Source organism: Pseudomonas sp. ANT_H12B, assembly GCF_008369325.1.
Taxonomy (GTDB): domain Bacteria; phylum Pseudomonadota; class Gammaproteobacteria; order Pseudomonadales; family Pseudomonadaceae; genus Aquipseudomonas.
The window spans coordinates 219,739-245,397 of the sequence record NZ_VOBI01000002.1 but is presented as its reverse complement, the minus strand read 5'-3'; the positions used below and the strand labels follow the sequence as shown (position 1 = coordinate 245,397).

The following is a 25,659-nucleotide window of genomic DNA, read 5'->3' as shown; positions in this document are numbered from 1 at the left end:
ATACTACTTAGGCGCAAGCTCCCTCAGGTGGCGTGCGACTGCAATCCATGCACCGATATACCCCAACAGCACCGCGCCAAGCAAGAGAGACAGACCGTCGGCAACTGGCACTCCGGCCAGCGCAAAATCGCTGCCATACAAACCGGCCAGTCCAACCACCGCGTCGTTCAGCCAGTCCAGGCCAAACGCCAATACGCCCCACGAAAGAATCCCAGCACCAAAGCCATAAAGCGCGCCCATGTACAGAAAGGGCCTGCGCACATAGCTGTCAGTGCCGCCGACGAGTTTAATCACTTCTATCTCTGTGCGGCGGTTTTCAATATGAAGACGAATGGTATTGCCTATCACCAAAAGTAATGCAGAAACCAGAAGCACGGTGAGACCGAAGACAAAACGGTCGCCCAGCTTGAGAATCGCCGCCAGACGCTCGACCCAGACTAGATCAAGCTGTGCCTGTTGTACCTTCGGCAACTCGGAAAGTTTTTGTCTTAATGCTTCAAGCGCCGGCTTGTCGACTTCGTTCGGCGTCACCAGAACCACGCCTGGCAGTGGGTTCTCGGGTAATTCCTTGAGCGCCTCGCCCAGACCGGACTGCTGTTGAAACTCTTCCAGCGCCTGATCGCGACCAACATATTGCGCATCGGCGACGCCGGGCATGCCCTTGATCTGCTCGCGCAGCGCTTCACCCTCGCTCGGGCTGGCCTCAAGTTGCAGGTACAGGGAAATCTGCGCCGCACGCTGCCAGGAACCGCCCAGACGCTCGACGTTACTTAGCAAAAGTGACAGGCCCATCGGCAAACTCAGGGCAACCGCCATCACCATGCAGGTGAAAAAGCTGCCGATCGGCTGTTTGCCCAAGCGACGCAAACTGTCCAGCAGACTGGCACGGTGGCTTTCGACCCAGGCGTGGAACAATGTGGCGAAGTCCGGGCCATCGTCATCGTCGCGTTTTTTCTTCTGCGGTTGCGGGTCGGCGGCTTTCGGCGCCACACGTTCGGAAACCTTGGGGCTGCGTGTCGCACTCATACCGCAGCCTCCCCGTCGCCGATCAAGCGGCCGCGTTGCAGGGTCAGCATGCGGTGACGCATACGGGCGATCAGTGCCAGGTCGTGACTGGCGATCAGCACGCTGGTGCCCAAACGGTTGATGTCTTCGAATACGCCCATGATTTCAGCGGCCAGACGCGGGTCGAGGTTACCGGTCGGTTCGTCCGCCAGCAGCAAAGCCGGGCGGTGAACAATGGCGCGTGCAATGCCGACACGCTGTTGCTGACCGGTGGACAGGTCGCCAGGGTACAAGTCGGTCTTGTCCGAAAGCGCCACGCGCTCCAGGGCCGAGTCCACGCGCTTGACGATCTCGGCCTTGGACAGGCCCAGGATCTGCAACGGCAACGCGACGTTATTGAACACCGTACGATCGAACAGCAGCTGATGGTTCTGGAACACCACGCCAATCTGCCGACGCAGGAAAGGAATCTGCGCATTACTGATGGTGGCCAGATCTTGCCCGGCCAGCAGCAGCTTGCCGGTGGTCGGTCGCTCCATGGCCAGCAGCAGACGCAACAAGGTGCTTTTACCGGCGCCGGAATGGCCGGTGACAAACAAGAACTCGCCACGACGGACCCGAAAGCTCAGCTCATGCAAGCCAACGTGTCCGTTCGGGTAGCGTTTACCGACCTGCTCGAAACGAATCATGAACGCTCCCGCTCGGCAAACAGCGCCTGGACAAAGGGTTCTGCTTCAAAAGTACGCAAATCGTCGATGCCTTCACCGACGCCGATGTAGCGAATCGGCAAGCCAAATTGTTTGGCCAAGGCAAAAATCACCCCGCCCTTGGCGGTGCCGTCGAGTTTGGTCAGCGCCAGGCCGGTCAGCTCGACGGTCTGGTTGAACTGCTTGGCCTGGCTGATCGCGTTCTGACCGGTACCGGCATCGAGCACCAGCAGCACCTCGTGCGGCGCATCGGCGTCGAGTTTGCTGATCACCCGGCGAACCTTCTTCAACTCTTCCATCAAATTGTCTTTGGTGTGCAGGCGACCGGCGGTGTCGGCGATCAACACGTCGATGCCACGGGCCTTGGCGGCTTGCACGGCGTCGAAGATAACCGAAGCCGAGTCGGCGCCGGTGTGCTGGGCGATGACCGGGATCTTGTTGCGCTCACCCCAGACCTGCAATTGCTCGACCGCTGCGGCACGGAAGGTATCACCCGCCGCGAGCATGACTTTCTTGCCTTCGAGTTGCAGCTTCTTCGCGAGTTTGCCGATGGTGGTGGTCTTGCCGGCGCCGTTGACGCCAACCACCAGAATCACGAACGGCTTGTTCTGCGAGGTGATTTTCAGCGGCTGTTCAACGGGCTTGAGCATCGCCGCCAGTTCAGCTTGCAGGGACTTGTAGAGCGCATCGGCGTCGGCCAGCTCTTTGCGGGCAACTTTCTGGGTCAGGTGCTGAATGATCACCGAGGTCGCTTCAACACCGACGTCGGCCGTCAGCAGGCGGGTTTCGATGTCTTCGAGCAACTCGTCATCGATGATCTTCTTGCCCAGGAACAGACTCGCCATGCCTTCGCCGATGCTGGCGCTGGTCTTGGACAAACCCTGCTTGAGACGGGCGAAGAAGCCGGCTTTGGTCTCTTCGGTGCGCGGTGGCTCGACCGGGGCTTCGACCGGTGCGGCGACAACGGGAGAGATGACCGGTGCAGGTGCAGGCTCTGGCGCTTGAACAACTGGAGCAACCGGAGCAACCGGAGTAACCGGAGCAACAAATGCAGGCGCCACAGGCTCTGGAACAACTGGCGCAGGCTCGGCCACAACGATCGGCGCGACAACCGGCGCCTGTACCGGCTCAGGGCTAAACGCAGTCGGCGCCGGAATTGGCGGCGTAATGTGCGGCGCCAGCTCATCTTCGACCAGTGCTACCGGTTCTTCCGCCACCGGCAATGTCAACCATGGCTCGGCAACAGGCGTCAGCGGCGATTGGGCCATCACTTCAGCGACAACATCAGGGGCCGTCTCGACTACCGGTTGCAGCACCGGTTCGGCGATCGGCAAGACAATCGGCGCGATCTCTTCTTCTATTACCGGCGCAGGCACTGGCTCAGGAAGTGGCTGTGGCTGTTCGACGACGGGTTCCTGCGGCTTTTTGCGCAGCCATCCGAACAGGCTTTTCTTCTCGCCAGCCGCAGCTGGGGTCTTCTTGTCGTCGTTGGAACCAAACATGGAGGACGGCTATCTCACGGTAGCGACGCGCCAAATGGCGCCTCGGCAAATAAATATTCGATGCAGAACAGACTGCGATTGACCCAGCTTGTTCACGCGCAACATTTTGTCGAGGTGCAAACGGCACCTCAAAGGTCGATTAATACGAAGGACTGGAACGGTAACGTCGGCGAAAACGCAGAGTTTAGCTGACAAACTCAAAGCTTCAGCCTCCAACCCAAACAACCTGCTGACCGATCAAAGGCCTGATAGGCGTGGCCGCCAGTAAAACGGATCAGTATCCTAGCACCCTCTCGCCCGCTGACGCTAAGAACAAGCGGGCAGCTCAACAGGTTTAAAAACGAATGAATGCTCTAGCCCGCCGCGCTGCAGGCCTGCTGCTCAGCACAGTTTGTCTGCCCCTCTCGGCCCTGGCTGCCGATCCACAACCCACCCACGAATTCACCCTCGACAACGGCCTGAAGGTCGTCGTGCGCGAAGACCATCGTGCGCCGGTGGTGGTTTCCCAAGTCTGGTACAAGGTCGGCTCAAGCTACGAGACGCCGGGCCAGACCGGTTTGTCCCACGCGCTGGAACACATGATGTTCAAGGGCAGCGAGAAAGTCGGCCCCGGCGAAGCGTCGCTGATCCTGCGTGACCTCGGCGCCGAAGAGAACGCGTTCACCAGCGATGACTTCACGGCCTATTACCAGGTGCTGGCCCGCGACCGTCTGGGCGTGGCCTTCGAACTGGAAGCCGACCGCATGGCCAGCCTGCGCTTGCCGGCCGACGAGTTTGCCCGCGAAATCGAGGTCATCAAGGAAGAGCGGCGTCTGCGCACCGACGACAAACCGATGTCCAAGGCCTACGAACGCTTCAAAGCCATGGCCTACCCGGCCAGCGGCTACCACACGCCGACCATCGGCTGGATGGCCGACCTTGAACGGATGAAAGTCGAAGAGCTGCGTCACTGGTACCAATCCTGGTACGTGCCGAACAATGCCACGTTGGTGGTGGTCGGCGACGTGACCCCGGACGAAGTCAAAACCCTCGCCCAGCGCTACTTCGGCCCGATCGCCAAGCGTGATGTGCCGGCAGCGAAAATCCCACTGGAACTGGCCGAGCCCGGCGAGCGACAGATCACCCTGCACGTGCAGACTCAACTGCCAAGCCTGATGCTCGGCTTCAACGTGCCGAGCATCGCCACTGCCGAAGACAAGCGCTCAGTGAACGCCTTGCGCCTGATTTCGGCGCTGCTCGACGGCGGCTATAGCGGGCGTATCCCGACGCAGCTGGAACGCGGTGAAGAACTGGTGTCCGGTGGTTCGTCGAGCTACGACGCCTATACCCGTGGCGACAGCCTGTTCACCCTGTCGGCGACACCCAACACCCAGAAGAAAAAAACCATGGCCCAGGCCGAAGCTGGTCTGTGGAAGCTGCTCGAACAGCTGAAAACCACCGCGCCGTCCGCCGAAGAACTGGAACGCGTCCGCGCGCAGGTCATCGCTGGCCTGGTCTACGAGCGTGACTCGATCACCAGTCAGGCCACAGCCATCGGCCAACTGGAAACCGTCGGTCTGTCGTGGAAACTGATGGACACCGAACTGGCCGAGCTGGAAAGCGTGACCCCGCAAGACATCCAGAACGCCGCCAAGCTGTATTTCACCCGCGAACGTCTCAGCGTCGCCCATGTACTGCCACAGGAGACGACTCATGAGTGAGCGTAAAAAACCTCGCTTGGCCCTGATTGGCCTGATCGCTGTCGCCCTGATCGGGTCTGCCGCGTTCTACTTCTCCAAGACCGACGAGTCCAAGGCCAGCGAAGCCCTCGACAAGGCCAAGGCCAGCCAGAAGCTGCAGTCTCTGGCGGAACTCGATGGCAAAGCCCCGACTCACCGGTCGATGGACGTGCAGACCTGGAAAACCGCCGAAGGCGCCAAAGTGATGTTCGTCGAAGCCCGGGAGCTGCCGATGTTCGACATGCGCCTGATCTTCGCCGCCGGCAGCAGCCAGGACGGCGACGCGCCTGGCTTGGCCTTGCTGACCAACGCGATGCTCAACGAAGGTGTGGCCGGTAAAGATGTCGGTGCCATCGCTCAGGGTTTCGAAGGCTTGGGGGCCGACTTCAGTAACGGCGCTTATAAGGACATGTCGATTGCTTCCCTGCGCAGCCTCAGCGCCGCGGACAAACGCGAGCCTGCACTGAAACTGTTCTCGGAAGTGGTGGGCAAACCGACCTTCCCTGCCGACTCCTTCGCACGCATCAAGAACCAGATGCTCGCCGGTTTCGAATACCAGAAACAGAACCCGGGCAAACTGGCCAGCCTGGAACTGATGAGCCGCTTGTACGGCGATCACCCGTACGCGCATTCCAGCGACGGCACGGCGAAAACCGTTCCTGCTATCACGCTGGCGCAGTTGCGAGCCTTCCATGAGAAAGCCTACGCCGCCGGCAACGTGGTCATTGCATTGGTGGGCGATCTGTCCCGCGCCGAAGCCGAGGCAATTGCCGCTCAGGTGTCCAGCGCGCTGCCAAAAGGCCCGGCGTTGCCGAAAATTGCGCAACCGACCGAACCGAAAGCCAGCATCGGTCACATCGAGTTTCCGTCCAAGCAGACCAACCTGATGCTCGCGCAACTGGGCATCGACCGTGAAGATCCAGACTACGCGGCACTGTCCATGGGCAACCAGATCCTTGGCGGCGGTGGCTTCGGCACCCGCTTGATGAGCGAAGTGCGCGAGAAGCGCGGCCTGGCTTACGGCGTGTATTCGGGCTTCACCCCGATGCAGGCGCGCGGCCCGTTCATGATCAACTTGCAGACCCGCGCCGAGATGAGCGAAGGCACCTTGAAATTGGTGCAGGACGTACTCGCCGACTACCTTAAAACCGGCCCGACCGAAAAAGAACTCGACGACGCCAAGCGTGAACTGGCCGGCAGCTTCCCGCTGTCCACTGCCAGCAACGCCGACATCGTCGGTCAACTCGGCGCCATGGGTTTCTACAACCTGCCGTTGAGTTACCTGGAAGACTTCATGCAACAGTCCCAGAGCCTGACCGTCGAACAGGTCAAAGCGGCACTGAACAAACACTTGAGCACGGACAAAATGGTCATCGTCAGCGCTGGCCCGACCGTGCCGCAAAAGCCGTTACCGGCCCCCACTGATAAACCTGCCGAGCAACCGCTCGGGGTTCCGGAGCATTAATGGCCACTCGTCCTAAAAAACCCGTTCACAACGTGCATAACGGCGTGAACCAACTGCGCATCATCGGCGGCGAATGGGGCAGCCGAAAGCTTAGCTTCCCGGATGCCCCGGGCCTGCGCCCAACCCCGGACCGGGTGCGTGAAACCCTGTTCAACTGGCTCGCGCCGTATGTCGCGGGCGCCAAGGTGCTTGATCCGTTCGCCGGCAGCGGTGCGCTGTTCCTCGAAGCCTTGTCGCGTGGCGCGGCCATGGGTCAGGCGCTGGACGCCAGTAACATCGCGGTCGCAAGCATCAAGGAACATCTGGGCACGCTGCGTTGCACCACCGGCCAGGTGCAGACTGCCGATGCCTTGCGCTACCTGGAAACCCAGACCGCGACGGCTTATGACGTGGTGTTCCTCGATCCGCCGTTCAACCAGGACCTGTTGCCTGCCGTTTGCACGCTGCTCGAAGAGCGTCAGTGGCTGGCCAACGAAGCCTGGATCTACACTGAAAGCGAAAATGCGCCGTCGTCCCTTGGCTTGCCGAGCAGCTGGCGCCTGCACCGCGAGCAGAAATCCGGGCGGGTTTACTACGCGCTGTGGCAACGCAGTGTCTGAAGCACTGACGTCATCTGCCGGAATGTGCACTACATAGTTACCGCCAGATACCCAGCCAAATGATCCACAGTGGTTTGCGCAAATACCTGCAAACCACTGAGGATGTACACGGATGAACATCTCCCGCTGCACGTTTGTGCTGCTTTTTATCGGATGGCTGCCGCTTATGGCTGTCGCCGCCTCTCCCCCTTCGACCCACGAATTTGTTCTGGATAACGGACTCAAAGTCCTGGTGCGCGAAGACCACCGCTCGCCGGTGGTGACCTCCCAGCTTTGGCTGAAGGTCGGCGCAAGCTATGAACCGCCCGGTCAATCAGGTCTGTCCCACGCCCTCGAGCACATGGTCTACAAAGGCAGCAGCAAAGCCTGCGCCGGAGAGTTCGCCATGGCGCTGGAAAAACTCGGCGCCACACAAAACGCATTCACCGGCAAGGACTTCACTGTCTATCACCAGACGTTGATCCCCGGTCGGCTAGGCGTCGCTTTTGAAATAATGGCCGACCTTATGAGCACCGCAGAGCTGAGCGCTGAGGACTTCAGGACGGAGTTGACTGTCATTCAGGAGGAGCGTCGACTGCGCATCGATGACCAAGTAATGGCACGCAGTTTTGAACGACTGGACACCATCGCTTACCTGGCCAGCGCATATCGCACCCCGACGATTGGGTGGATGCACGACCTGCAACGAATGAAAGTCATTCAATTGCAGGAGTGGTATCAGGCCTGGTACACGCCGAACAATGCCACGCTTGTGGTGGTAGGAGATGTAACGCCTGATCACGTAAAAGCGCTGGCACAGCAATACTTCGGCCATCTTGATCGGCGCCCGACGCCCAGTGCCTTGGCGCCTGTCGAACTGGCTGAGCCGGGGGAAAGGTCGTTGATACTGCACGCACCGTTATCAGCCCCGCGACTGATCATCAGTTTCAATACGCCTACCCTGACCACCGCCAAAGACCGTCGGACTGCTCACGCCCTGCGCCTGCTCAACACACTTTTGGCAGATTCCGAAAGCTCCCGGATCAAACAGCAATTGCAGTTACGTGAAGCGATATTCTCCGAAGTCGCATCGGAATACGACGCCTTCACTCGCGGCGATTCAGTGCTGACGATCAGCACCCACCTCAATTCCGACAAAATAAAAAAGCCGGAAGATGCACTCGCCCGCGTATGGCAAATGATCGATGAACTGAAAGACAAAGCGCCGGAAAAGGCAGAGCTGGATCGCGCCAAGACCCTCCTGATCACCAACTCGGTTTATGCAAAGGACGATCTGGACAACCAGGCCAACACCCTCGGTTTACTGGAAACGATTGGCCTGGACTGGCGGCTCGCGGATCAGGAGTCGGACGAGCTGAACAAGGTCACACCAGAGGATATTCAACAAGCTGCAATCACTTACCTGACACGAGCGCGCATGAGCACTACGCAAATCCTGCCGGAGAAAAACAATGAATAAGTTCAGATGTGTCACCGGCATAGTGAGCACGTTGTGGTTAATGCTGGTCGGCCTGTCCCTGAGTGGGCAGCTCTGCGCGGCGCCTGCTGCCCTTTCGTCCACGCCATCCAAACCCTCTTTGCAATCACTGAGTGAACCTCTGGTTCCGTCACTCCGCAGGCCGCTGGCGATCAAGGGGTATAAAACGCTGTCCGGCACCAAGATTCTATTCATCCAGACCACTGGCCTGTCGATGTTCGATGTCCATGTAAGTTTTGCCGCCGGCAGTGCTCACACGGCGCACAAACCCGGCCTGGCAGCACTGACCTTTAGTCTTTTGAATGAAGGCGTGGACGGCAAGGATCGTGACGTTATCCAGGAGACCTTCGACAACCTGGGGGCGAAGCTGGGCATGAGCATCAGCCAGGACCGGGCCAGTTTTTCATTGCGCAGCTTGAGCGATGAAACCCGGCGCGCGCCAGCCCTTGAACTGTTCGCCCAAGTGCTCGGCAAGCCTTTGTTGTCGGAAAATGCCCTGACTGGCGTAAAGTCCCAGCTGCTGCACTTTCTGGATTTGCAGGACCAGTCTTACGAATTACAGGCCAATCAGGCCCTCGTTGGTTTGTTGTTACCTGGCCATGGTTATGCGCAGTCCATCTATGGAACGAGGACCGGACTTGCCTCCATCACCCAAACCCAGGCGCAGGATTTCCACCGCGAAGCGTATGGCGCGGGCAACGCACTGATAACGCTGGTTGGCGATCTATCGGAGGAAGAAGCCCAACGCATTGGCGCACAAATTTCCAATGCATTGCCTCAGAGTCCGGCCATCGCCCCCCTCAAGAAACCGGTCAGTTCCACCACCTCCCAAAGTCTTTTGCGCGTGGAACGGTCGTCGGCCCAGGCTTACCTTCGACTTGCCCAGCCAAGCGTCCTGCGAAACAGTCCCGACTATGTCGCACTTGAGATAGCGAGCCAGATTTTCACCACCAGACTGATGAATGATCTTCGCGAAACTCGAGGCCTGACCTATGACGTTCAAGCCAGTATCTCTGCCCTTCAAGCACAAGGCACTCTGACTATCGACTTGCAGACTCGACCGGAACTGGCCGATGCAACGGTGGCGCGAATCAAAGAGATGTTCGGCGACTTCCTCGCCTATGGTCCGACACAAGAAGAACTCGATAACACCAAAACGCGTCTGACCGGCAGCGCACCCTTGAATAGCGCCTCCAATGCACAGATTCTGGGCCAGCTCCACAGCATTAGTGCCCACAATCTACCGCTGGAACTCGATTCCTCCACCGAAACGGCCCTTGAGCTGAACCTCGAATCGGTCAAAACCGCGCTCAACCAGCATTTCGACGCGCAGGGATGGAGTGCTGTAATTCTGGGTCCGAAGACAAATCAGGAACCGTTGCCGAGCCCCATCGAAAGCGCCGCGAATGCCATGTGTCGCGCATCAGGCGACTTTGTGGCAAGTTAGTTTTTGCATGGGCGACGCGGTCATGGCGAAGGCCCGCCGCGTCGTTGTGCAGCCTCACGAAGACCTTTACCGAGAATTGATGTGCAACCGCGCTCCGCAATGACTCAACCGCCGTCCTTCAGACCAGCCTTAGGCCTCGGCAACCCGCACTTGCAGACTTTGTGGGGACCGCTGTGGCGCAAAACCACGCATGTCGAACGCCAGCGCGAACGTTTGTGGCTTGAAGATGGCGACTTCCTCGACCTGGATTGGCACGGCCCTCATAGCGCCACTGCTCCATTGGTGCTGGTGTTGCACGGTCTGACCGGTTCGTCGAATTCGCCTTACGTGGCCGGAGTGCAAAAAGCGCTGGGTGCCCAAGGCTGGGCCAGTGTTGCGGTGAACTGGCGCGGCTGTTCGGGCGAGCCGAATCTGTTGCCGCGCAGCTACCATTCCGGTGCCAGTGAAGACCTGGCCGAAGCCATCAAACACCTGAAAGCCAAACGACCTCTGGCGCCACTGTATGCGGTCGGCTATTCCCTGGGCGGCAATATTTTGCTCAAGTATTTGGGCGAGACCGGCAGCGACAGCGGTGTGATCGGCGCAGTGGCTGTGTCGGTGCCCTTCCGCCTCGATCATTGCGCCGACCGTATCGGTATGGGTTTCTCCAAGGTCTATCAGGCGCATTTCATGCGTGAAATGGTGGCTTACATCAGGAACAAGCAGCGGCAGTTCCAGCATGACGGGCGCGAGGATGGACTGGCTGCATTGGCCGCCCTGGGCTCGCTGGAAAACATGCGCACGTTCTGGGACTTCGATGGCCGGGTGACGGCGCCGCTGAACGGTTTCGTCGATGCCGAGGATTACTATCGCCGCGCCTCGAGTCGTTATTTCCTTGGGGAGATCCGCACGCCAACCCTGATCATTCAGGCGGCCGACGACCCCTTTGTGTTTCCCCACAGCCTGCCGCAAGCCGACGAATTGTCCGCCTGCACTCAATTCGAGTTGCAAGCCAAGGGTGGGCATGTCGGCTTCGTCGATGGGACGTTCCGGCAACCGGGCTACTACCTGGAACGGCGTATTCCTCAATGGTTGACCGCTGTAGGCCGCGAGTAAGGCTATGGAAACCGATCAGGGCGAGTCGATCCGTTTCTGGCAAACAGCGCCGTTGGCCGGGGTCGAGTTGTTGTCTGCGCGCTACATCGAACATCGCTTCGCGCCCCATGTGCATGACGGCTACGTGATCGGCATGATCATGGCAGGGGCCCAGCGTTATCGCTATCGCGGTGCTGAACACCTGGCGGGCAGCGGCACGCTTGTGCTGATCAACCCCGACGAACTGCACACCGGCCATAAAGGCACGGAAGACGGCTGGTTGTATCGGGCGTTTTATCCCGATAGCGGGCAAATTCTCTCGTTGCTGGCCGAGCTTGAACTGCCGGCCAACAACTTGCCGGCGTTCGGCGCCACGCTGTATCGCGATCCGGATCTGGTAAAGGGTTTCTGCCAACTGCATCGCTTGCTCGAAAGCCCTTCCACGGCCCTGCAACAACAGACGGTCTGGCGAGAAATGATGCTGTCGCTGCTGCAGCGCCACGCGGCCGTGCCGATTGCCGGCAAACCCGGCAAGGAACACCGGGCGGTGGCCCTGGCCAAGGACCTGCTGCAAACGCAACTGGCGGCACCGCCGTCTCTGGAAGAACTCGCGGCAGCGGTCAACCTCTCCCCTTTCCACTTCGCTCGGGTGTTCCGCCGCGCCACCGGCATGCCGCCGCACACCTGGCTGATGCAGCAGCGCATCGCCCGGGCGCGGGTATTGTTACAGGGTGGTTGCTTGCCGCTGGAAGTCGCCACGCAATTGGGATTTGCCGATCAGAGTCATCTGAGTCGGCAATTCAAGCAGGTTTACGGGGTGGGGCCGGGGGCGTATCGCAGCGCCCGGCTTTGTTAAATCTCACAAAGCACACTGATACCCCATGTGGGAGCGAGCCTGCTCGCGAAAGCGGTACAACAGTCAGCATCAATGTTGAATGTTAATCCGCCTTCGCGAACAGGCCCGCTCCCACATTTGGATCTGCGTTTATTCGCCGAGGGCGATGCCGTGCGCGGGGTTATTGATCCACTCGCTCCACGACCCGGCATACAACGACCCCAACGGATAACCCGCCAGGCACAACGCAAACAGGTTGTGACAGGCCGTCACGCCAGAACCGCAATACGCCACCAGATCGGTCGACGAACGATTGCCAAGCTTCGCGGCAAAACGCTGCTTGAGCTGATCGGCCGGCAGGAAACGCCCGTCGCTGCCCAGGTTGTCGGTGAACGCCGCACATTGCGCGCCGGGGATGTGCCCGGCAATCGGGTCAATCGGTTCTACTTCGCCCTTGAAGCGCGGCAAGGCCCGGGCATCGATCAAGGTCAGCGCTGGCTGACCGAGACGCTGCTGAAGCTGTTCGGCACTCAGGATCAGCGCATCGTCCTGTTTGCCAGTGAAAGTGCCACGCTCAACGCCTGGCGCATCAAGGCTCAGCGGCAATCCGGCCGCGTGCCAGGCCTTGAGCCCGCCATCGAGGATGAATACGCCATCGCGCTTGCCCAGCCAGGCCAGCAACCACCAGGCCCGCGCCGCATAGGCACCCGGACCGTCGTCGTACAAAATCACTTCGCTGTCGGCGTTGACACCCCAGGCTTGCAGGCGCTCGATCAAGTCTTCGGGTTCAGGCAGCGGATGGCGCCCGGTCACACCCTTGACCACTGTCCCGCTCAAATCACGCTCAAGATCGGCAAAGCTCGACCCGGCGATATGCCCTTCGGCATAACTGCGCTGACCGTAATCCGGGTCTTCGAGGGCAAACCGACAATCCAGAATCACCAGCCCTGGCGCCTCCTTTTTCAGGTCCAACGCTTGCGGGCTGATCAGTTGCGCAATGGGCATAACGGGCTCCTGTGATTAAGGCGATGTTCGATCCTACTGCACTTCTTCCAGCGCTTGGGCCAGCGGCACATAAAACTCTTCGAACAACGCATTCACCGCGTCGCGCGATTGATCGGTAACGAACCCGGCTTCAAGCACCAGCACCTGATACACCCCACGTTTAATGGCCTGCTCGCTCAGGTGATTGGAGTTTTCCCGCGTGGTGCACAGAAAACGTACCCAGGACGTAAGAATGATCCAGGCATTCAGGGTCAGGGATTCGATCTGGACCTTATCCATGCGCAGGATGCCGGCCTCGACGAAGCCCGCGTAGATGTGTGTGCCATGAATCAGGCAGCGCTGGGAAAAGCGTCGATACCGCGCGGCCAGCTCGGGATCGCTGTCGAGCAAGTGCTCAAGGTCGCGATGCAAAAACCGGTAACGCCACATCGCCGCCAGCAATTCCTGGAGATAGAAACGCTTGTCTTCGACCGTGGCGGCGCGGCCCTGGGGCGGGCGCAGGAAGCTGTCCACCAGGCTTTCGTACTCACTGAACAGCACGGCGATGATCGCCTGCTTGTTGGGGAAGTGATAGTACAGGTTACCCGGGGAAATTTCCATGTGGGCTGCAATGTGGTTGGTGCTGATGCTGCGCTCACCCTGCTGATTGAACAGCTCCAGGCTGTTCTGCACGATGCGCGCGCTGGTTTTGATCCGTGGGGCCATGGCTTTGAGCTTTAATTCAGAGGGCGATGACGGGCATCTTACGACCTATCCGGGAGCGGATAAAACAAAGCCGCGCCAGGATGTCATTTGACTTTCTAGAGCTTAGACTCTAAAAAGTTCCTCATTACAATAAATCCGGAGCCGACAATGACTGCTGACATCGCCTACCTGCAGAACCTACAGCAGCCTCTGGAAGAACTCCAAGCCCTGTTCGATGCCCAGCGAGCAGCGTATGCCGCCAACCCGATGCCGCCGGCAGCCCAGCGTCAGCAGTGGCTTAAAGCCCTGCGCGATCTGTTGAGCAATGAACGGCAAGCTCTGATCGACGCTATCAGCCAGGACTTCAGCCACCGCAGCGCCGATGAAACGCTGCTCGCCGAACTGATGCCCTGCCTGCATGGCATTCACTACACCCGCCAGCATCTCAATAGCTGGATGAAAGCTTCCCGGCGCAAGGTCGGCATCGCCTTTCAACCCGCCTCGGCCAAAGTCATTTACCAACCGCTTGGCGTGGTCGGGGTGATCGTGCCGTGGAACTACCCGCTGTATCTGGCCGTCGGGCCATTGGTCGGCGCGTTGTCGGCGGGTAATCGGGTGATGCTCAAACTCAGCGAGTCGACCCCCGCCACCGGTTTACTGCTCAAGGAATTGCTGGGGAGGATCTTCCCTCAAGACCTGGTCTGCGTGGTGCTGGGCGAGGCCGATATCGGCATGGCGTTCTCCAAATTGCGTTTCGATCACCTGCTGTTCACTGGCGCCACCAGCATCGGCAAACACGTGATGCGCGCCGCGGCCGAGAACCTGACGCCGGTGACCCTTGAGCTGGGTGGCAAGTCCCCGGCCATCGTCTCGCGCGATGTGCCACTCAAGGACGCCGCCGAACGGATCGCTTTCGGCAAGACGCTCAACGCCGGGCAAACCTGTGTCGCGCCGGACTACGTGCTGGTACCGGAAGACCGCATTGGTGCTTTCGTTGAAGCGTATCGACAGGCGGTTCGCGGGTTCTATCCAACCCTGACCGACAACCCGGACTACACCGCCATCATCAATGGCCGACAACTGGAGCGTCTCAACGGCTACATCAGCGACGCCACCAGCAAGGGCGCGCTGCTGATTCCGCTGTTCGATCAGGGTCAGGGTCGCCGCATGAGCCACAGCCTGTTGCTCAATGTCACCGATGACATGCTGGTGATGCAGGATGAAATCTTCGGTCCGCTGCTGCCGATCGTTCCCTACAAGGATCTGGATCAAGCCTTTGCCTACATCAACCAACGGCCTCGTCCGCTGGCGCTGTATTACTTCGGCTACGACAAGCGCGAGCAAAACCGCGTACTCCACGAAACCCATTCCGGCGGCGTGTGCCTGAACGACACGCTGTTGCACGTTGCTCAGGACGACATGCCGTTTGGCGGCATCGGCGCCTCGGGCATGGGGCATTACCACGGCCACGAAGGTTTCCTGACCTTCAGTAAAGCCAAAGGTGTGCTGATCAAACAACGGTTCAACGCGGCGAAATTGATCTACCCGCCGTACGGCAAATCCATTCAGAAACTGATCCAGAAGCTGTTTATCCGCTAACGATCATCACCGCTGGGTAATAACAATAATGAGCCCAAGCTTGTCCGATACACCCGCGCTGTCACGGCGCGGCCTGCTTAAATTCAGCCTCGGCGCCAGCGCCTTTCTCGCCACTGCCGGTTTGGGAGCGAGCCTGAGTGGCTGCTCGTCGAGCATCCCGGCCAATGGTTTCGCGACTCTGCGCAGCGGCGATCTGCTGTTCTTGCGGGCACTGATTCCGGTGATGCTTGATGGCGCCGTGGCCGTCGAGCACCTGCAGGCCGCCGTCGATGGCACCCTTGAAACCCTGGATAACGGCCTGAATCACCTGTCGCCGGAAATGCTCAAACTGACGCGGCAATTGTTCGATGTACTGGGAATGGCCGTGACTCGCGGGCCACTGACCGGGATCTGGGGCAGTTGGGAAAACGCCAGTGCTGATGAGATCAGGCTCTTTCTGGATCGCTGGGAAAACAGCTCGCTGAGCCTGCTGCGCATGGGTCATAGCTCATTGCTGCAATTGGTGATGATGGCGTGGTACAGCCGCAGGGAATCGTGGGTGCATTGCGGGTATACCGGACCGCCTACCGTCTGAAACCGAGTCGACCCTATCGCGGCCTCACCATCACATTCAAAATAAAAAGAGAACCTGAAGATGCCCGTACCCGATCCGTTCCGCGAAGGCCTGGCCCGTGGCTGGAAAACCTACAACGGTTCGCAATTGACCCAGGACCTGACCCTCGACGCGGACGTGGCAATTATCGGCAGCGGCGCCGGTGGCGGGACCACCGCTGAAATCCTCAGTGCTGCCGGTTACAAGGTGCTGCTGATCGAGGAAGGCCCGCTCAAAACCAGCAGCGACTTCAAGATGCTCGAAGATCAGGCCTACACCAGTCTTTATCAGGAAGGCATCGGCCGCATGAGCAAGGACGGCGCGATCACCATCCTTCAGGGCCGGGCGGTGGGCGGCACCACGCTGATCAACTGGACTTCCAGCTTTCGTACCCCGGACCCGACTCTTGAGCACTGGGCCAGGGAGCACAACGTCAAAGGCCACACGCCGGCCGAGATGGCGCCGTGGTTTGAGAAAATGGAACAGCGCCTGGGCGTCGCGCCGTGGATGATCCCGCCCAACGCCAACAACGACGTGATCCGCAAAGGCTGCGAAAAACTCGGCTACGCCTGGCATGTCATTCCGCGCAACGTGCGCGGCTGCTGGAACCTCGGCTACTGCGGCATGGGCTGCCCGACCAACGCCAAGCAGTCGATGCTGGTCACGACTATCCCGGCGACCCTGGAAAAAGGTGGCGAGTTGCTCTATCTGGCTCGCGCCGAAAAGCTCTTGATCACCGGCGACAAGGTCACGGGGTTGCAATGCGTGGCGATGGACGAGCGCTGTGTCGCGCCTACGGGCAAGAAAATTACGGTCAAGGCGCGGCATTACGTGCTGGCCGGCGGCGGGATCAACAGCCCGGCGCTGCTGTTGCGCTCCGAGGCGCCCGATCCGCACAAACGGCTGGGAAAACGGACATTCCTGCATTTGGTGAACATGTCCGCCGGGCTGTTCGACGAGGTCATCAACCCGTTCTATGGTGCGCCGCAGTCAATCTATTCCGACCATTTCCAATGGCAGGACGGCACCACCGGCAAGATGTCTTACAAACTGGAAGTGCCGCCGCTGCACCCGGCATTGGCCACCACCCTGCTCGGCGGTTTCGGCCAGCAAAACGCCCGGCACATGGAAAACCTGCCCCACACCCACGCCATGCTCGCTTTGCTGCGAGACGGCTTTCATCCAGACAGCCCCGGCGGTAGCGTCGAACTGCGCGGTGATAACACGCCGGTGCTCGACTACCAGGTTTCACCTTATGCCTGGGATGGACTGCGCCGAGCCTTTCACAGCATGGCCGAGATCCAGTTCGCCGGTGGCGCCAACGCGGTGATGCCCATGCACGCCGACGCTCGCTACGTGAAAACCCTGGCCGAAGCGCGGACGCTGATCGACGGTTTGAGTCTTGAGTTGTACCGCACACGCCTGGGCAGTGCCCATGTGATGGGCGGTTGTGCGATGGGCGAAGACCCGAAAAACACCGTGACCGACAGCCTTGGCCGCCACCATCAACTGGGCAATCTGTCGATTCACGACGGCTCTCTTTTCCCCACCAGCATTGGCGCAAACCCGCAATTGTCCGTCTACGGACTAACGGCTCAGCTGGCAACTTCGTTGGCCGAACGTTTGAAAAACTCGTGAAAATGGAGAATATTCCAATCGTCTATAGTGCTTTCTTACCCAAAAGGCGACTTGGCCGACCGGGAATGCTGCGATACCATCCGACTCCCCAACGGACTCCCGCCAGGACGACGCGATGAACCGAGTGTTGTACCCAGGTACCTTCGACCCTATTACCAAGGGCCATGGCGACTTGGTCGAACGCGCCGCGCGCCTGTTCGATCATGTGATCATCGCCGTCGCCGCCAGCCCGAAGAAAAACCCGTTGTTTCCCCTGGAACAGCGTGTGGCGCTGGCCCGCGAGGTCACTAAACATTTGCCGAACGTTGAAGTCGTCGGCTTCTCGACGTTGCTGGCGCATTTCGCCAAAGAGAAGAACGCCAACGTGTTCCTGCGTGGTTTGCGCGCGGTATCGGACTTCGAATACGAATTCCAGCTCGCCAACATGAACCGTCAGCTGGCGCCGGATGTGGAAAGTCTGTTTCTTACGCCATCCGAGCGTTATTCATACATTTCCTCGACGCTGGTGCGTGAAATCGCGGCCCTGGGCGGCGATATCACCAAGTTCGTCCACCCGGCAGTGGCGGACGCCCTCACCGAACGCTTCAAGAAGTAACGACCGCTTAAGCGGCGCCCGCGTGCACTGCGGGCGTCAATGCTGCACAATTGTGCGCATTGGTTTATTGCGCCCGGGCTTAGCGCCCCGGCTGGAGTTAGCATGTCCCTGATCATCACCGACGATTGCATTAACTGCGACGTCTGCGAACCCGAGTGCCCGAACGCCGCCATTTCCCAGGGCGAAGAGATCTACGTGATCGACCCGAACCTGTGCACTCAGTGTGTCGGCCACTACGACGAACCTCAGTGCCAGCAAGTGTGCCCGGTGGATTGCATTCCGCTGGATGAAGCGCATCCGGAAACTGAAGAGCAGTTGATGGCGAAGTATCGGATCATTACCGGTAAGGCTTGATTCAGATAGTTTTTAGCGACTGTGCCGGCCCTATCGCGAGCAGGCTCGCTCCCACAGTTAATCGCGGTCTACTGTGGGAGCGAGCCTGCTCGCGATGAGGCCATCAGCCACACTAAAGAAGTGACTGACCTCACTCGCGCTGCTCAAACCCCTCCCCGACGCAACCCAGACACCGCACGAACGCCGCTTTCGCCGGGTCGACCACCAAAGCCTGCCCCGCATCGCCTACACCGCCGCCGAACGCGGTAAACGGCAACGACATCACAAACGCCCCGGCGCCGATCACCGTCGCCACGACCAACAAGGGTCGGGCAATCAGCAAATCGCCGATCATGGCGTACGCCGGGGGATTCTGGATGGTGTATCGCGGATCGCCACTGCCACTGTTTGCCGCCAACGCTGGAGCACCAACGCTCAGCAGCAGCGCAACGACAAGGGTTCGAAACAGGTTCATGGCAGGGCCCTTCGGTCAGGCAACAAGAACACTGACTATAGACCTTTGGTGCCTCAGCTCTGACAACGTGGGCAAAAGACGCTGGCGCGCTGCCCGAGTTTCACTTCCCGCAGCTGCGTCCCACAAACCTTGCAAGGCGCACCGCCGCGGCCATACACGAACAGTTCCTGCTGGAAATAACCCGGCTGACCGTCACCGCCGATAAAGTCCCGCAACGTCGTGCCGCCGCGTTCAATGGCAGCAGCCAGAATGCGTTTGATCTCGATCGCCAGCTTCAGATAACGCCCTCGGGAGATGCTCTTGGCCTCCCGGCGAGGATCAATACCGGCAGCAAACAGCGCTTCGGTTGCGTAGATATTGCCGACGCCGACCACCACCGCGTTGTCCATGATGAACGGTTTGACCGCCATGGATCGCCCGCGAGACTGCTGGAACAAACGCTCACCGTCGAACAGGTCGGTCAATGGCTCCGGTCCCAGGCGAATCAACAATTCGTGGTTCAGCGGATCGAGGCTCCAGAGCATCGCACCAAAGCGTCGCGGATCTGTGTAACGCAGGGCCAGGCCAGATTCGAGTTCGATGTCCACGTGCTCATGTTTGGCGGCCGGCATACCGACTTCCACCAGCCGCAGATTTCCCGACATGCCCAAATGGCTGATCAGTGTGCCGACCTCAGCATTGATCAACAGGTACTTGGCGCGCCGTTCCACCAACACGATGCGCTGGCCGGACAACCGCACATCGAGGTCTTCAGGGATCGGCCAGCGCAGACGCCGGTCACGCACGATCACCCGGCTGACGCGCTGGCCTTCCAGGTGCGGCGCAATCCCGCGGCGGGTGGTTTCGACTTCTGGCAGTTCAGGCATGGCGGTCTCGAATCAGGCTGGCCGACACTCAGCGATGAGTGCCAAGGTCGCGAATCGTTTGTTTCAGGGTCTCGAAGTCGTAGTCCGAGAGTCCGACATAATCGAGCACCAAAGGCCCGACGCTGTTCCACTCATGATCTTCGGTCTGGTTGCCCAGCACTCGATAGGATGCACAAATGTGCTCGGCCATCTTCAGGATCGCCAGCAGGTTCTTCAGCTGGCTGTTGCGCGACGACTCATCGCTGAAGATCGCCAAGGCATTGTGGTGATTGGCGATCGCGGCGGTCACATGCTCCGGCAGGCGCCAGGACTTGGCCGTGTAATAACCGACCACCGCATGGTTGGTGTTGAACACCCGGTTCTCCGTGTCCACCACCCGGCATTCGGCACTGGCGCTGGCGTACGCCTCTTCCAGAACAGTCATGTAGTTGGGGAAGCGCTGGAGCATCAACGGCACACCGCAATCGTGGAACAAGCCCAAGGCGTACGCTTCATCGCCGGCCTGGGTGCCAATGCGCTTGGCCAGGGTCAGGCAGGTCATCGCCACGTCCTGCGCGGTGTCCCAGAAACGGTTCAGGGTGACGATTGTGTCGTCGTTCATTTCACCCTTGATCGACTGCGCGTTGATCAGGTTGATGATCGAACGGCTGCCCAGCAGGTTCACCGCACGCTGGATCGAAGCGATCTTGTTGCTCAAGCCGTAATACGGCGAGTTGACGATTTTCAGCAAGGAACCAGAGAGGCCCGGGTCCTGGGAGATCAGCTTCGCGATCACCTCCAGATCCGGATCGGGCATGTACTGCTCCATCTGCAAATCCACCATGATCTGCGGTTGGGCCGGCACACTGATGCCTTGCAAAGACTGTTGAATCTGTTCGGAAGTCAGCTCTTGAGGCATAAGTACACACTCTGGGTCAGGCGGGGATTCTAACCTTTAAAAAGTTGGCTCCGACACCTTGGCCGGTACATCGCCGCAAGTTTCATCAAATACGCGGGCCTTCACCGCATGTCCATCCGCCAAACCGTGGCCTTGCGCAACACGCTATACTCCCGCTCTTTTTTCCGGAGCGACGTCATGTCCCTGCCTAGCCTGCGCCTCAAAGCCAACGCCGACCGTCGCCTGCGAAACGGCCACTTGTGGGTCTACAGCAACGAAATCGATGTAGCCGCCACCCCGTTGCATGGCTTCAAGGCCGGCGACCAGGCGATCCTCGAAGCCGCTGGCGGCAAGCCGCTGGGCATCGTTGCCATGAGCCCGAACAACCTGATCTGCGCCCGTCTGTTGTCGCGCGACATCAAGTTGCCGCTGGACAAGTCGCTGCTGGTGCACCGCCTGAACGTTGCCCTGTCCCTGCGTGATCGCCTGTTCGACAAGCCGTTTTATCGCCTGGTTTACGGCGACTCCGATCTGTTGCCAGGTCTGGTGGTCGACCGTTTCGGCGACATCCTGGTGGTCCAGATCGCCTCGGCGACCATGGAAGCCCATAAAGAAGACGTGATCGCAGCCCTGACCCAAGTGCTCAAGCCAAGCGGCATTTTGTTCAAGAACGACTCCGCTGCGCGTGATGCCGAAGGCCTGAATCGCTACGTCGAAACCGTGTTCGGCCTGGTGCCGGAGTGGGTAGCGCTGGAAGAAAACGGCGTTAAATTCGAAGCGCCGGTTATCCAGGGTCAGAAAACCGGCTGGTTCTACGATCACCGCATGAACCGCGCACGCCTGGCCCCTTACGCCAAAGGCAAGCGCGTTCTCGACCTGTACAGCTACATCGGCGGCTGGGGCGTGCAAGCGGCCGCGTTCGGCGCCAGTGAAGTGTTCTGCGTCGACGCTTCGGCCTTCGCCCTCGACGGTGTCGAGCGCAACGCCGCGCTGAACGGTTTCGCTGAAAAGATGACCTGCATTGAAGGCGACGTCTTCGAAGCCTTGAAAGAGCTCAAAGCCAGCGAAGAACGCTTCGACGTGATCGTGGCCGATCCGCCGGCGTTCATCAAACGCAAGAAAGACATGAAAAACGGCGAAGGCGCCTACCGTCGCCTGAATGAGCAAGCCATGCGCTTGCTCAACAAGGACGGCATCCTGGTCAGCGCTTCGTGCTCGATGCACCTGCCGGAAGACGACCTGCAGAACATCCTGCTGACCAGCGCCCGCCACCTGGATCGCAACATCCAGCTGCTGGAACGCGGCGGTCAGGGCCCGGATCACCCGGTTCACCCGGCCATCGCCGAAACCCGCTACATCAAGAGCATCACTTGCCGTCTGCTGCCAAACAGCTGAGTACGCCGGTTTGACGGGGAGCCAGCAGGCTCCTCGTCATACTTTCTGTCATTGAAACCTCCCCCCTTCTTACACTTGCAGTCCTACTGACTCGCAGGACGTTTCCCTGCATTTTCTATTTCAAAGAATAGAACTTACAAATAACTATCCGCCCTAAGAATACTCCGACAAAATTACTAGAACATTCCTACCGAGCATCCCCTTGATAAGAGCTCATTACAAACTATGATTGAGTTGTCACCAAGGAGTGGCACTCACTATCACTTACAAGGAGTTCAAAAACATGAAAGCAATTACTCTGGAAACTAACAAAATCGCTAACCTGGCTTTTCTGGTTGCGCCAAAAGCCTGCTAAGTAAATGAGACGCTGGGGAGTGCCGGCTACCCAGCGTTTTCTATAGCACTGACCAGAGCGAATTGCCCATCATGCATATAAATCCTTACATTTTCATACTTCCTCGTTCGCCCGACCAAATAGTCTGGGATTACAAGAACCACAAACAATTCGAATTAAACCTTGAATATTCAATCCGACTTGCACACCTTATTGACAACCCCGAAAAGTTTGACGACAGCAATATAATAGACACTCAATTCCTCAGCGCAGGAATACTCGCAACTTCAACAAAAGAAACTATTGAATGGGGTTGGGACGAACTGTCGAAGATATTTCATATCGGCACCAAGAACATCCCTTGTGAATATATTCCCCAGGATATTAATGAGTGGTCGAGACACTATCTGGGCCATTGCATCGACGTTCTGGCCACACCCGCCCCAGAGGACAGACGCACTGAACGCCCGACAAGCGAGCGGATAGACCTGCCTCATCCTTCCTGCCTGCCGGAAAGCGCTCTTGCAACGACCTTGACCGGTCGAAAAACCTGTCGCACCTTCACGGGCAAAATGGTTTCTCTCGAAGAAGTCGGCACTCTTCTGTATTTGTCCCTGGGCTATCTGCGTGAGCGTGAAAACGATGTCGACGAAACCATTGTCGAAGGACTGGGCGCCCGGCGCAGCAGCCCATCGGGTGGCGGACTGAATGCCTGCGAAGGCTTTCTGCATGTACAAAACGTCTGTGGCCTGGAGCCCGGGCTCTACGCCTATCACCCCACCGATCATGCGTTGAGCTTCGTCAATCCGCTGCCTGATTCACCCTTGGGCCAATTGCTGTGTGGCCAACATTTCATCAACAACCTGCCAGTGGGCCTGTTCATCACCGCTCGCTTCGACAAACTGTGGTGGAAATATGAACACTCGCGGGCATACCGAATGGCTTACGTCGAAGCGGGCCATATTTCCCAGACCTTTCAACTGGTAGCCACCGCACTTGGGTTGAGCACATGGCTGACGGGTGCGCTGGCGGATGATCAGGTCGAATCGTTGCTGGGGATCGAGGAAAGCTCAGAACAACCGTTGTTTTTTGTAGGCTGCGGCCAAAGCGACGGGCAAGTGATGTGCACGGAACTGAAAGCGCTGCTGAACAGCCGAGGCTCACAACAATGACCGAGTCCGGCACAGATCCCCTGCCCTTGCCCGACGCCTGGGCCCAGCGTTTCACCCTCGGCGACTGGAACACTCGAGCCTCTGTACGAACCAGCGAGCACACCTATCAATTACCATCCGACCTGGAACGGCAACTGGAAACACGACACTGGTTCCCGCCGACCTTCCTGCCCTACCTGAATCACCCGGCAGTCGAAAGATCAGGTAACGCGGTCACCCATCGATTATCGGCCAATCATCTGATGTATTTCCTCGACTACACCACCCTGCTCGAACATCGCATCGTCAACCGCTCCGTGGAAACCATCATCCATGATGAGCTCGGGACTTGTATCCCGCGACGAATGAAAACGGCCGCCCTCCAGCTCTATACCGACGAGGGTTATCACGCCCTGTTCTCCAATGGTCTCGCGGAACAGATCGCCGACTTCTACGGCATGACCCATCGCCCGGTAATGCCGCACCGCATCACCCGACTCAACACCCTGATCGCCCACACCCCTGACAGGCACAAGCCGTTGGCCTGGTTTCTCGTCGGTTTCGTGTCCGAGACAATTATCGCCAGGGAATTGCTCGATGTTTGCCGCGACGTGCTGGTGTCCAGCGTCCAGGAAATGCTCAGAGACCACCTCACCGACGAGGCGCGACACAGTCGCTATTTTTCCGAAGTGTTCCATTACCTGTGGCTGACCCTGAACAGCAGCCAACGCACAGTCTCCGCCAGACTGCTGCTGGACATCCTTCAGGTTTTCTTTGAGGTCGATGAGCGATGGCTGAGGGAAAGCCTGTGCAGCGTCGATATCGGCAGGACATCCATCACCGAAATCGTCAGCGGTCTGACGGGCCCGCAAGCTTTCCTTCAGCGCGCCCGATCAGGTGCAGGTGCGACGATTCAAGCAATGGAGAAGGCGGGGTTCTTCGACCTGCCTTGTAATCGGCAACTCTTCAAAGAGGCAGGGCTGGTCGATGGATGAGGGGAAATCCGTTGTAAACGTCAAAAACCGTCACGGGGCAATCGGTTTGTTACTGGCCATGGTGCTGCTCGGTGTCTTCCCGCTGGATGTCTTGCTGCCTTCGTTCCCGGCGCTGGCTGGGCAATTTCATACCACTCCCGCTGATATCGCGCTGTCCATCAGTCTGTTCGCCGTCGGCATTGCCCTGTCCCAACTGCTGATCGGACCACTCTCGGACGTGATCGGACGCAAGAAGCTGCTGCTGGCGGGCATGGGGGTTTCGATGATGGGGGCCATGGGTTGCGTGCTGTCCACAGACTACGCTTCGTTTCTGCTCTTCCGTGTCGTCCAGGCCCTTGGCTGTGGCTGTTTCGTACTCTCCCAAGCGCTGGTGCAGGACCTGTTCAGAGGAGAAGAGCGTGAGCGCTTGCGGATTCTTATGGTGACCGCGACCGGCTTTTTCATTTCGGTCTCGCCACTGGCCGGGACCTTCCTGCAAGCCACACTGGATTGGCAGGGCAGCTTTGTGCTGTTCACCGCACTGGCGGTCGTGGTGTTCATCAAAGCCTGTTTTCTTCTTGAACGTTCTCACCCAGGTGCAGTGGGTGGACGCCCGAACATCATCCAATCCTATCGACGGGTCTTCAGCGACTTTGAATTTCTGGGTTACTGGCTGATATCGGCTTTTGCCTTCGCCTGCCATTTTTCGTTCATCGTCATTTCACCGCTGATCTTCATGGAGCAACTTCAGCTCTCGCCCTATGACTTCTCGCTAACCTTGCTGATCTACGGCGTGGCCTATCTGGTCGGCGGTATTCTCGCGACATTGCTGACCCATCGAATCAGTGCCTGCCATCAGATCGTCATCGGGCTGGGTCTGATCTTCCTGTCGGGCCTGAGCCTGCTTTACCTTTCGCTGCACTTCCCATTGTCGGCAGCCACCGTCCTTATTCCCATGCTGATTTGCACTGCGGGCACCACCATCGCTCGACCAGCCGCCACGTCCAAAGCCATGAGCCTGTTCCCGGACAATGCCGGAACCTCGGCATCGGCCGGCAGTACGCTGATTTTCATCTGCGGCGGACTGATCAGTGCATTGATCAGTTTGAGCCCCGCAAATCTGCAAGCCACTCTGGGCTACAGCTTCATCATCCTGAGTGCCCTGGCATTGGCACTGAACAGTCGCATCAACAACCACGCCAAAAGTATGAGCCCCGACCCGGATTGCGAGTAACCGCTACCGATGGTCATCCCACACGCCTCGTCAGCGCCGGATCAACATTTTCGGGCATTCCCTCCTGACGCCAGCCGT

General features: G+C 58.9%; 24 protein-coding genes. 16 read left to right on the top strand and 8 right to left on the bottom strand.

Annotated features, from left to right (window positions below):
* Positions 1 to 3 precede the first annotated feature (3 nt).
* From ftsX to ftsY, 3 genes are read right to left on the bottom strand one after another with little or no spacing between them, the layout of a single operon-like run.
* Entirely contained in the window at positions 4 to 1,026 is a 1,023-nt protein-coding gene (gene ftsX / locus FQ185_RS04030; RefSeq protein ID WP_149416358.1) for a permease-like cell division protein FtsX, read from the bottom strand.
* A complete protein-coding gene (ftsE, locus tag FQ185_RS04025; RefSeq protein WP_064680267.1) occupies positions 1,023 to 1,694 on the bottom strand; it encodes a cell division ATP-binding protein FtsE in 672 nt (223 codons plus the stop codon). The genes ftsX and ftsE overlap by 4 nt, the downstream gene beginning before the upstream one ends.
* Positions 1,691 to 3,214 carry a signal recognition particle-docking protein FtsY gene (gene ftsY / locus FQ185_RS04020; RefSeq protein ID WP_149416357.1) on the bottom strand — a complete coding sequence of 508 codons (1,524 nt, stop codon included), beginning with the start codon at positions 3,212 to 3,214 and terminating at the stop codon, positions 1,691 to 1,693. Before ftsY ends, ftsE begins: the two co-directional genes overlap by 4 nt.
* Before the next feature lie 344 nt (positions 3,215 to 3,558).
* Between ftsY and FQ185_RS04010 the strand changes: the two genes are divergently transcribed.
* The 7 genes from FQ185_RS04010 to FQ185_RS03980 all read left to right on the top strand — a co-directional run bounded on the left by FQ185_RS04010 (position 3,559) and on the right by FQ185_RS03980 (position 11,850).
* Positions 3,559 to 4,914: a pitrilysin family protein gene (locus FQ185_RS04010; protein WP_149416356.1), complete on the top strand. Its 1,356-nt coding sequence runs from the start codon at positions 3,559 to 3,561 to the stop codon at positions 4,912 to 4,914.
* Positions 4,907 to 6,397, top strand: coding sequence for a pitrilysin family protein (locus tag FQ185_RS04005; RefSeq protein ID WP_149416355.1), 1,491 nt, complete (start codon positions 4,907 to 4,909; stop codon positions 6,395 to 6,397). The genes FQ185_RS04010 and FQ185_RS04005 overlap by 8 nt, the downstream gene beginning before the upstream one ends.
* Positions 6,397 to 6,996 (top strand): 16S rRNA (guanine(966)-N(2))-methyltransferase RsmD, encoded by a 600-nt coding sequence (gene rsmD / locus FQ185_RS04000; protein WP_149416354.1) that lies wholly within the window; start codon positions 6,397 to 6,399, stop codon positions 6,994 to 6,996. Before FQ185_RS04005 ends, rsmD begins: the two co-directional genes overlap by 1 nt.
* A 112-nt stretch (positions 6,997 to 7,108) precedes the next feature.
* The gene (locus FQ185_RS03995) at positions 7,109 to 8,455 is read left to right on the top strand and encodes a pitrilysin family protein (protein WP_149416353.1); all 1,347 of its coding nucleotides are present in this window, start codon (positions 7,109 to 7,111) and stop codon (positions 8,453 to 8,455) included.
* The gene (locus FQ185_RS03990; RefSeq protein WP_149416352.1) at positions 8,448 to 9,920 is read left to right on the top strand and encodes a pitrilysin family protein; all 1,473 of its coding nucleotides are present in this window, start codon (positions 8,448 to 8,450) and stop codon (positions 9,918 to 9,920) included. Before FQ185_RS03995 ends, FQ185_RS03990 begins: the two co-directional genes overlap by 8 nt.
* Positions 9,921 to 10,019: 99 nt before the next feature.
* Positions 10,020 to 11,015: a hydrolase gene (locus FQ185_RS03985; protein ID WP_149416351.1), complete on the top strand. Its 996-nt coding sequence runs from the start codon at positions 10,020 to 10,022 to the stop codon at positions 11,013 to 11,015.
* Positions 11,016 to 11,019: 4 nt separating this feature from the next.
* Entirely contained in the window at positions 11,020 to 11,850 is an 831-nt protein-coding gene (locus FQ185_RS03980) for an AraC family transcriptional regulator (RefSeq protein WP_149416350.1), read from the top strand.
* A 129-nt stretch (positions 11,851 to 11,979) separates the two neighbouring features.
* Here FQ185_RS03980 and FQ185_RS03975 read toward each other — a convergent pair whose 3' ends face one another.
* On the bottom strand, positions 11,980 to 12,834 hold the full coding sequence (locus FQ185_RS03975) for a sulfurtransferase (protein WP_149416349.1): 855 nt from the start codon (positions 12,832 to 12,834) through the stop codon (positions 11,980 to 11,982).
* A 33-nt stretch (positions 12,835 to 12,867) separates the two neighbouring features.
* A complete protein-coding gene (locus tag FQ185_RS03970) occupies positions 12,868 to 13,539 on the bottom strand; it encodes a TetR/AcrR family transcriptional regulator (RefSeq protein WP_149416348.1) in 672 nt (223 codons plus the stop codon).
* A gap of 147 nt (positions 13,540 to 13,686) precedes the next feature.
* On the opposite strand from FQ185_RS03970, the gene FQ185_RS03965 reads away from it, so the two are divergent.
* From FQ185_RS03965 to FQ185_RS03940, 5 genes are all read left to right on the top strand, one after another.
* Entirely contained in the window at positions 13,687 to 15,117 is a 1,431-nt protein-coding gene (locus tag FQ185_RS03965) for a coniferyl aldehyde dehydrogenase (protein ID WP_149416347.1), read from the top strand.
* Positions 15,118 to 15,145: 28 nt separating this feature from the next.
* Positions 15,146 to 15,691 (top strand): twin-arginine translocation pathway signal protein, encoded by a 546-nt coding sequence (locus FQ185_RS03960; protein ID WP_149416346.1) that lies wholly within the window; start codon positions 15,146 to 15,148, stop codon positions 15,689 to 15,691.
* 60 nt (positions 15,692 to 15,751) lie between these two features.
* Complete coding sequence (locus FQ185_RS03955; RefSeq protein WP_149416345.1) at positions 15,752 to 17,347, top strand: GMC family oxidoreductase; 1,596 nt, start codon at positions 15,752 to 15,754, stop codon at positions 17,345 to 17,347.
* A gap of 115 nt (positions 17,348 to 17,462) precedes the next feature.
* On the top strand, positions 17,463 to 17,942 hold the full coding sequence (gene coaD / locus FQ185_RS03950) for a pantetheine-phosphate adenylyltransferase (RefSeq protein WP_074871700.1): 480 nt from the start codon (positions 17,463 to 17,465) through the stop codon (positions 17,940 to 17,942).
* 102 nt (positions 17,943 to 18,044) lie between these two features.
* Positions 18,045 to 18,296: a YfhL family 4Fe-4S dicluster ferredoxin gene (locus FQ185_RS03940; protein WP_010466792.1), complete on the top strand. Its 252-nt coding sequence runs from the start codon at positions 18,045 to 18,047 to the stop codon at positions 18,294 to 18,296.
* Between the two features lie 130 nt (positions 18,297 to 18,426).
* Here FQ185_RS03940 and FQ185_RS03935 read toward each other — a convergent pair whose 3' ends face one another.
* From FQ185_RS03935 to FQ185_RS03925, 3 genes are read right to left on the bottom strand one after another with little or no spacing between them, the layout of a single operon-like run.
* Positions 18,427 to 18,750, bottom strand: a complete 324-nt coding sequence (locus tag FQ185_RS03935; RefSeq protein WP_149416343.1) for a multidrug transporter — start codon at positions 18,748 to 18,750, stop codon at positions 18,427 to 18,429.
* A 53-nt stretch (positions 18,751 to 18,803) separates the two neighbouring features.
* On the bottom strand, positions 18,804 to 19,616 hold the full coding sequence (mutM, locus tag FQ185_RS03930; RefSeq protein ID WP_149416342.1) for a bifunctional DNA-formamidopyrimidine glycosylase/DNA-(apurinic or apyrimidinic site) lyase: 813 nt from the start codon (positions 19,614 to 19,616) through the stop codon (positions 18,804 to 18,806).
* Positions 19,617 to 19,644: 28 nt separating this feature from the next.
* Positions 19,645 to 20,460, bottom strand: coding sequence for an HDOD domain-containing protein (locus FQ185_RS03925; RefSeq protein ID WP_178113492.1), 816 nt, complete (start codon positions 20,458 to 20,460; stop codon positions 19,645 to 19,647).
* A gap of 231 nt (positions 20,461 to 20,691) precedes the next feature.
* Here FQ185_RS03925 and FQ185_RS03920 point away from each other — a divergent pair, with 231 nt between their 5' ends.
* The 4 genes from FQ185_RS03920 (at position 20,692) to FQ185_RS03905 (ending at position 25,581) form a co-directional block, all read left to right on the top strand.
* On the top strand, positions 20,692 to 21,888 hold the full coding sequence (locus FQ185_RS03920; protein ID WP_149416340.1) for a class I SAM-dependent rRNA methyltransferase: 1,197 nt from the start codon (positions 20,692 to 20,694) through the stop codon (positions 21,886 to 21,888).
* Positions 21,889 to 22,314: 426 nt separating this feature from the next.
* Positions 22,315 to 23,394, top strand: a complete 1,080-nt coding sequence (locus FQ185_RS03915; RefSeq protein WP_149416339.1) for a SagB family peptide dehydrogenase — start codon at positions 22,315 to 22,317, stop codon at positions 23,392 to 23,394.
* Positions 23,391 to 24,368 (top strand): diiron oxygenase, encoded by a 978-nt coding sequence (locus tag FQ185_RS03910; RefSeq protein ID WP_149416338.1) that lies wholly within the window; start codon positions 23,391 to 23,393, stop codon positions 24,366 to 24,368. Before FQ185_RS03915 ends, FQ185_RS03910 begins: the two co-directional genes overlap by 4 nt.
* Positions 24,361 to 25,581: an MFS transporter gene (locus FQ185_RS03905; protein WP_149416337.1), complete on the top strand. Its 1,221-nt coding sequence runs from the start codon at positions 24,361 to 24,363 to the stop codon at positions 25,579 to 25,581. The genes FQ185_RS03910 and FQ185_RS03905 overlap by 8 nt, the downstream gene beginning before the upstream one ends.
* Positions 25,582 to 25,659 lie beyond the last annotated feature (78 nt).

Bases quoted from the DNA above. Each gene is read 5' to 3' on its own strand.
- ftsX (WP_149416358.1), bottom strand. From the start codon at position 1,026: ATGAGTGCGACACGCAGCCCCAAGGTTTCCGAACGTGTGGCGCCGAAA.
- ftsE (WP_064680267.1), bottom strand. From the start codon at position 1,694: ATGATTCGTTTCGAGCAGGTCGGTAAACGCTACCCGAACGGACACGTT.
- ftsY (WP_149416357.1), bottom strand. From the start codon at position 3,214: ATGTTTGGTTCCAACGACGACAAGAAGACCCCAGCTGCGGCTGGCGAG.
- FQ185_RS04010 (WP_149416356.1), top strand. From the start codon at position 3,559: ATGAATGCTCTAGCCCGCCGCGCTGCAGGCCTGCTGCTCAGCACAGTT.
- FQ185_RS04005 (WP_149416355.1), top strand. From the start codon at position 4,907: ATGAGTGAGCGTAAAAAACCTCGCTTGGCCCTGATTGGCCTGATCGCT.
- rsmD (WP_149416354.1), top strand. From the start codon at position 6,397: ATGGCCACTCGTCCTAAAAAACCCGTTCACAACGTGCATAACGGCGTG.
- FQ185_RS03995 (WP_149416353.1), top strand. From the start codon at position 7,109: ATGAACATCTCCCGCTGCACGTTTGTGCTGCTTTTTATCGGATGGCTG.
- FQ185_RS03990 (WP_149416352.1), top strand. From the start codon at position 8,448: ATGAATAAGTTCAGATGTGTCACCGGCATAGTGAGCACGTTGTGGTTA.
- FQ185_RS03985 (WP_149416351.1), top strand. From the start codon at position 10,020: ATGACTCAACCGCCGTCCTTCAGACCAGCCTTAGGCCTCGGCAACCCG.
- FQ185_RS03980 (WP_149416350.1), top strand. From the start codon at position 11,020: ATGGAAACCGATCAGGGCGAGTCGATCCGTTTCTGGCAAACAGCGCCG.
- FQ185_RS03975 (WP_149416349.1), bottom strand. From the start codon at position 12,834: ATGCCCATTGCGCAACTGATCAGCCCGCAAGCGTTGGACCTGAAAAAG.
- FQ185_RS03970 (WP_149416348.1), bottom strand. From the start codon at position 13,539: ATGGCCCCACGGATCAAAACCAGCGCGCGCATCGTGCAGAACAGCCTG.
- FQ185_RS03965 (WP_149416347.1), top strand. From the start codon at position 13,687: ATGACTGCTGACATCGCCTACCTGCAGAACCTACAGCAGCCTCTGGAA.
- FQ185_RS03960 (WP_149416346.1), top strand. From the start codon at position 15,146: ATGAGCCCAAGCTTGTCCGATACACCCGCGCTGTCACGGCGCGGCCTG.
- FQ185_RS03955 (WP_149416345.1), top strand. From the start codon at position 15,752: ATGCCCGTACCCGATCCGTTCCGCGAAGGCCTGGCCCGTGGCTGGAAA.
- coaD (WP_074871700.1), top strand. From the start codon at position 17,463: ATGAACCGAGTGTTGTACCCAGGTACCTTCGACCCTATTACCAAGGGC.
- FQ185_RS03940 (WP_010466792.1), top strand. From the start codon at position 18,045: ATGTCCCTGATCATCACCGACGATTGCATTAACTGCGACGTCTGCGAA.
- FQ185_RS03935 (WP_149416343.1), bottom strand. From the start codon at position 18,750: ATGAACCTGTTTCGAACCCTTGTCGTTGCGCTGCTGCTGAGCGTTGGT.
- mutM (WP_149416342.1), bottom strand. From the start codon at position 19,616: ATGCCTGAACTGCCAGAAGTCGAAACCACCCGCCGCGGGATTGCGCCG.
- FQ185_RS03920 (WP_149416340.1), top strand. From the start codon at position 20,692: ATGTCCCTGCCTAGCCTGCGCCTCAAAGCCAACGCCGACCGTCGCCTG.
- FQ185_RS03915 (WP_149416339.1), top strand. From the start codon at position 22,315: ATGCATATAAATCCTTACATTTTCATACTTCCTCGTTCGCCCGACCAA.
- FQ185_RS03910 (WP_149416338.1), top strand. From the start codon at position 23,391: ATGACCGAGTCCGGCACAGATCCCCTGCCCTTGCCCGACGCCTGGGCC.
- FQ185_RS03905 (WP_149416337.1), top strand. From the start codon at position 24,361: ATGGATGAGGGGAAATCCGTTGTAAACGTCAAAAACCGTCACGGGGCA.